The following is a 659-nucleotide window of genomic DNA, read 5'->3' as shown; positions in this document are numbered from 1 at the left end:
GTATTGTTTTTTGACCAGAAGCCGGATGATTTCATTTATTCGGTAATGGTTCAATCATGTAAAGACTGGGGCAGGAAATTACCTTCAGTTGTGGATCTTACTGGCGAATCGGGTTTAGGCGACTACTCACCATTTGAAGGAGGTTCAACACGAGAAAGGCTAGAGCGTTTGTATAAAGGATTTGGTCTGAACAAAGGGGGGACTGATGCCGGCGACTATAAAAACATGAATAAAGAGGTAATGTCTTTCATCGCTGATTATTGGGATGGCACGTTACCGCATTTAGAAAAACTGCTATCAGGTAAAGACAGTTCCATACCTGAAAACAAAAAAGATTGGGTCTTTGAAGCATCTTCAAACATAAGAACAGAGCTAGCTATATGGCGCTTACTTCCCAACCTTTTCCCTAAAAAGGGGGAAAGCTTCAGTGTGGATAAGGCTATCGATAATGCCGATGTTGTGTATGTAAGAGCCAGGCAGGATGATGATCTTATTCGCCAGATTACAACATCTCTTTTAGTTGAATGGAAAGATTATGTTGTTAAGACATGCCCGGCAATTCATCAATTCTGTATGCTTGATGAAGCACGCTTCATAATGTCTGATAACGTAGCGAATGCCTTAGCTACTGTGCTTTCAAAAAATGCAAACATGGGGCT

1 protein-coding gene is annotated in these 659 nt (G+C 41.1%); it reads left to right on the top strand.

From position 1 onward, the window contains the following. Positions 1-659 (top strand): hypothetical protein (locus MKP05_RS21345; RefSeq protein WP_240570142.1); only part of this gene is annotated, 659 nt, incomplete at both ends.

Source organism: Halomonas flagellata (assembly GCF_022487945.1).
Lineage (GTDB): Bacteria > Pseudomonadota > Gammaproteobacteria > Pseudomonadales > Halomonadaceae > Halomonas > Halomonas flagellata.
The sequence above is the reverse complement of the archived record's forward strand: the minus strand, read 5'-3'. Positions and strand labels throughout refer to the sequence as shown.